4 protein-coding genes and 1 pseudogene are annotated in these 4,721 nt (G+C 55.1%); 4 read left to right on the top strand and 1 reads right to left on the bottom strand.

Annotated features, from left to right (window positions below; translation table 11 throughout):
* A pseudogene (locus QVO51_RS01240) lies at positions 1-1,609 on the bottom strand (DNA-directed RNA polymerase subunit beta); the annotation flags it as partial.
* Positions 1,610-2,006: 397 nt separating this feature from the next.
* On the opposite strand from QVO51_RS01240, the gene QVO51_RS01245 reads away from it, so the two are divergent.
* From QVO51_RS01245 to QVO51_RS01260, 4 genes are all read left to right on the top strand, one after another.
* Complete coding sequence (locus QVO51_RS01245) at positions 2,007-2,624, top strand: hypothetical protein (protein ID WP_022356906.1); 618 nt, start codon at positions 2,007-2,009, stop codon at positions 2,622-2,624.
* On the top strand, positions 2,621-3,496 hold the full coding sequence (locus QVO51_RS01250; protein WP_022356907.1) for a hypothetical protein: 876 nt from the start codon (positions 2,621-2,623) through the stop codon (positions 3,494-3,496). The genes QVO51_RS01245 and QVO51_RS01250 overlap by 4 nt, the downstream gene beginning before the upstream one ends.
* Positions 3,471-4,367: a hypothetical protein gene (locus QVO51_RS01255; protein ID WP_015558253.1), complete on the top strand. Its 897-nt coding sequence runs from the start codon at positions 3,471-3,473 to the stop codon at positions 4,365-4,367. Before QVO51_RS01250 ends, QVO51_RS01255 begins: the two co-directional genes overlap by 26 nt.
* 2 nt (positions 4,368-4,369) lie before the next feature.
* On the top strand, positions 4,370-4,721 hold a 352-nt coding region (locus QVO51_RS01260; RefSeq protein WP_288167708.1), incomplete at its 3' end, for a magnesium chelatase domain-containing protein.

The raw sequence follows: 4,721 nt of genomic DNA on the forward strand, positions 1-4,721 counted from the left end.
GACCGCCGGGGCCCAGAGCGGACAGACGGCGCTTATGGGTCAGCTCAGCCAGAGGGTTGGTCTGATCCATGAACTGGGACAAGGGGGAAGATCCGAAGAACTCCTTGATGGCTGCGGTAATGGGACGGATATTCACCAATGCCTGGGGGGTGATTACGTCCATATCCTGTGCCTGGATGTTCATGCGCTCCCGGATCACACGCTCCATCCGGGAAAAGCCGATGCGGAACTGGTTCTGCAGCAGCTCACCCACGGAACGAATACGCCGGTTCCCCAGATGGTCGATGTCGTCCACCGTGCCCACGCCTTCGCACAGATTGCAGAAGTAGCTGATGGTGGCGTAGATATCGTCCAGGATGATGTGCTTGGGCACCAGCTCATCCGCACGCTTCTTGACCTGCTCCTCCAGCTCCTGAGCGTCCGCAGAGCTTTCCAGGATCTCCTTGAGCACCTTGAAGGAAACCTTCTCGTTGATGCCGTATTCCAGCACGTCGAAATCCACATAGCCGGACAGGTCAACCATGCCGTTGCCGATGACCTTGACTTCCTTTTCCACCATACGAATGGCGGTTTCGTTCTGCTCGTTGGTGTAGTATTCCTTGGTTTCAACGTTGAGATATGCTTCGTAAACACCCGCCTGCTCGATCTCCATTGCCTTCTCAAAGCTCAGACGATCGCCGGCATCCGCCAGCAGCTCACCGGTCAGCTCATTTGCCACCGGACGGGACAGGATGTGTCCCACCAGACGGGAGCCGATACCCAGCTTCTTGTTGTACTTGTACCGGCCGAACCGGGACAGATCATAGCGCTTTGCGTCAAAGAACAGATTATCCAGGTGCTGGATGGCGCTTTCCACCGTAGGCGGCTCGCCGGGACGCAGCTTTTTATATACATCAATCAGAGCGTCGGAATTGTTCTTGGTGCCGTCCTTCTGGAGGATGGTCTGGCGCAGGCGCTCATCGTTGCCGAACATCTCCGCAATTTCCTCGTCCGTACCGATACCCAGAGCACGGATAAAGGTGGTCAGCGGAATCTTTCTGTTTTTATCGATCCGGACATATGCCACATCGTTGGAATCCATTTCGTATTCCAGCCATGCACCACGGTTCGGGATGACGGTTGCCTTGAACAGATCCTTACCGGTCTTGTCCTTTTCAAAGGCATAGTACACACCGGGGGAACGTACCAGCTGGGAGACGATAACACGCTCTGCACCGTTGATGACAAAGGTACCGCTTTCGGTCATCAGAGGGAAATCCCCCATGAAGATCTCGCTTTCCTTTACGTCACCGGTTTCCTTATTCCAAAGCGTAGCCTTCACCCGCAGGGGCGCTGCGTAGGTTACATCCCGCTCCTTGCACTCTGCAATCGTATATTTGGGGGTGTCGTCGATCTTGTAATCCACAAAATTGAGCACCAGGTTTCCGTTGTAGTCCGTGATCGCTGCCACGTCCCGGAAAACCTCTTTCAAGCCCTCTTCCTTAAACCACTTATAGGAATTCTTCTGCACCTCAATCAGGTTCGGCATTTCCAGAACTTCATTGATCTTGCCGAAGCTCATTCTCGTGTTCTTGCCAAGCTGCTTGGGTGTAACCTTCACATCTGCCATAGGCGGAGCCCTCCTTTTTGTAGTTGCGTGTCAATCCTTCGCACCTGTACCTGGTCAGCCGGAAATCCGTCTGATTTTTTTCAAAAACCTCTTGACATCACTTTGCCGGATGTGGTATACTATTGTGCAAAGTTGAGCAATAAGCCATGACGATACATTCTAAAATTATAGTATAACCTCCCCGGCTTGTCAAGCCTTTTTCTGAAAGTTCAGCGATTTGAACGCATTCCGCCTGTGCGGAGTGCGTTTTTTTATGCTTTTCACAAAATACAGCCTTCCTCCGTTCCCGGCTCCCCTCCCCTGCTTTTTTTCTGTCAAAAAATATGCAGAAGTACTTTTCAACCGCTGAAAACTATGCTATAATTAAAGAGGTATAACCAGAAAAGGAGGGTCTCCCATGTCCACACCCTTTCAGCAGCAAGCAAAACATATGGCGCAAACCGCCCATTACGCCGAATGCCGCCGGCAAAAGCTGCTTTCAGACCGGCTTCTGAAGTGGTCATTTCTGACCGTCACCGGTGTCAACTGTCTCATTTTTCTGATCGGGTTCATGATGCTGTTCCTGACCCTGGGCATCCTGGGCAGCGCATATTTCTACACCTTCTGGTACAGCCCCTTTCAGGTCGCCTTCATCATCGGGCTTGCCTATAAAAAACGGCTCTGGTGTCTGCCGTTCCTGGTGCTTTTTGCCTGCATCGCCGAGACCTGGCACGGGCAGATGCCCCTGGCACTGGCTGCCGCACACCTGAATTTGATCGTCAGCCTGGGCGCAGCCATCGCCTCCTTTCTGGGGATCCGGATGGATCGGCAGCTTGCAGCACGGGAGGGCTACCCCCAGTTCCTGGACACCCTGCCTGCAAAGGAAGAACAGCTGCCCTCCACTGTCCAGCTGATCCGGGAGCTGAACCAGCGGGACAGACCGGAGACTGTGAAAGAGAACCCAGGCGTCATGCAGGAGCTGTGCATACCGGAACACCTATCCGCATCAGATCATTCTCAGGAGGAACCAAAATGAAACCAACCGATCTTCAGACCCAATTTGATTTTGACAAGGAAGCCCGGGAACAGGCGGAACGGGTCAAGCATACAAAGCTGGAAAAGGATTATTCCTACTTTGACAGCTGCCGGGAGACCATGGCGGAAATCGAGAAAACCAACCGTGCCGCCTTTTTCTACACCTGCTTCGCCTGCTTTATCATCGCCTTCTGTGCCATGTTCAAGCAGCGGTTCCAGATCTTCTCCAGCCTGGGCTATGCCCTGGGAGAGCCGGACAGCTTTGCGGTGATCTTCTGCGGCGGTGCTATGCAGATTTTCCTGGCGATCCTGGTGGTCATCGTAGGTTATCTGGCATGGGCAAACTTTCATAAGCTGAACATTGCCCTGTTTGCGCTGTATGCCGCCATGTGCCTGCTGGGGGTCTACCATGTGGATCTGCCCTCCATGGGGCTTGGTCTGCTGGGAGCTGCCATGTACATCCGTGCCATGCTGACCCTGCCGGAGGAGGAACGGCTCAGCAAGCTGGAGGGGTACCCGTACTTCAACGAGCGGCTGGAGCTGTCCAAGCAGGATTTTGACAAAGAGCCTTTACATCCGGACAGCCCTGACAAGGATCGGTACTATATGGATTCCCTGACCCGGCGCACCCTGGAAGGCAAGGAGGAGGAAAGGCGGGTGATCCCCAAAAAGGAAACCGCCCCTGCCTCTCTGCCGGAACAGCCGCTCCAGCCCCTGGAGGAGGTACTCAGTGACAAACCGGTGTACACTGCCCACACCCAGAAGCTGCCGGAGCTGAATGAGCTGACTCTCGGGGATACACCGACGTCCCAGGCTGCACCTGAAAAATCCGGGAAAGGAGCAAAGCATGGGAAACGGAAGAAGCACTCCTGAAGAGGAGCAGCGCTTTGCCCACTACGAAGCCTCCGCCGAGCAGATGCGCAAACTGCATGTGCTGTTCCGCCGCTCCCTGTGGTGGAATCTTGCCAACGTTGCCGTCCTCATCACCATCACCATCGTCACAGTGGGCTTGATCTCTGCCGGACGGGCGGATAATCTGAATCTCCCGGCTCACGACACCGGCAGTCAGCTTTCCGCAGCGGTGCTGTTCCAGATTTTTGCGCTAATCTTCTGCGTCACCGTATGCGTCCTGTCCGTGCTTGCTGCCACCAAGCACCGGCTCAGCGCCATTGTCCTGACCGGTCTATACGGAGCTATGTGCATGTACCAGTTTGCGGTGGGTATGCCGGTGCGGAACATTCTGTATCCCATTTGCTTTGTATCCGGTTTCCTGCTGAACCTGCGGCTTATTCGTGGTTTCCGACAGCTGAACCAGCTCAGTCAGCTACCCGGATATCCCCAGTTTGTCCGGCGGCTGGATGAATCCTCCAAGTATGAGCTGCCCCTGTACTTGCAGAATCGGAAACAGGCACAGGATATGGAGGATCTGACCCCTGCAACGCCTGCCGTCTCTGTACCAGATGCATCATCGGACATGCCATCCGTACCTGCCATGCCGGATATGGAACCCCTTCCGCAGCCGGATGCTCCCATTGTACCGGATATTCCGCCGGTTACGAAGCCGGACATCCCCACTGTACCCAAACCAGCAGCGCCGGTGATCCTGCCAGGCACTCCCAGCCTGTCCGAATCCGTATCCCCTGCAAGCCTGAAGCCCCGTACCGCCGAGGAACTGTTCGGTGCGCCCATCTTCACTTCAGAGCAGATCTATACTGCCCCGGAGGATCACCAGGAGGAACACTGACTATGTTTGCACAAGTCAACAGTCTGGGTCTGTTCGGCATGAACGCCTTTGCAGTCCAGGTGGAAATCGATATCAGCCGGGGACAGCCCATGTTTGAAGTGGTTGGGCTGCCGGATGCGGCTGTCCGGGAAAGCCGGGAACGGATCAAATCCGCCCTGCGTGCCTGCGGCGTGGCATTCCCCGTTGCAAGAGTTATGGTAAACCTGGCGCCGGCAAACACCAAAAAGACCGGCTCTGTCTATGACCTTGCCATTCTCATGGCGATCCTCCAGGCAACCGGACGGCTCCCTGCCCTGCCAAAGGACAGTTGCTTCCTGGGGGAGGTATCCCTGAACGGCAGTCTGCGGCCGGTAA

This window comes from Ruminococcus sp. CAG:379, assembly GCF_000434255.1.
Classification (GTDB): Bacteria; Bacillota; Clostridia; order Oscillospirales; family Ruminococcaceae; genus Ruminococcus_F; species Ruminococcus_F champanellensis.

Excerpts from the sequence above, each read along its gene's own strand:
- QVO51_RS01255 (WP_015558253.1), top strand. The coding sequence starts at position 3,471 with ATGGGAAACGGAAGAAGCACTCCTGAAGAGGAGCAGCGCTTTGCCCAC.
- QVO51_RS01250 (WP_022356907.1), top strand. The coding sequence starts at position 2,621 with ATGAAACCAACCGATCTTCAGACCCAATTTGATTTTGACAAGGAAGCC.
- QVO51_RS01245 (WP_022356906.1), top strand. The coding sequence starts at position 2,007 with ATGTCCACACCCTTTCAGCAGCAAGCAAAACATATGGCGCAAACCGCC.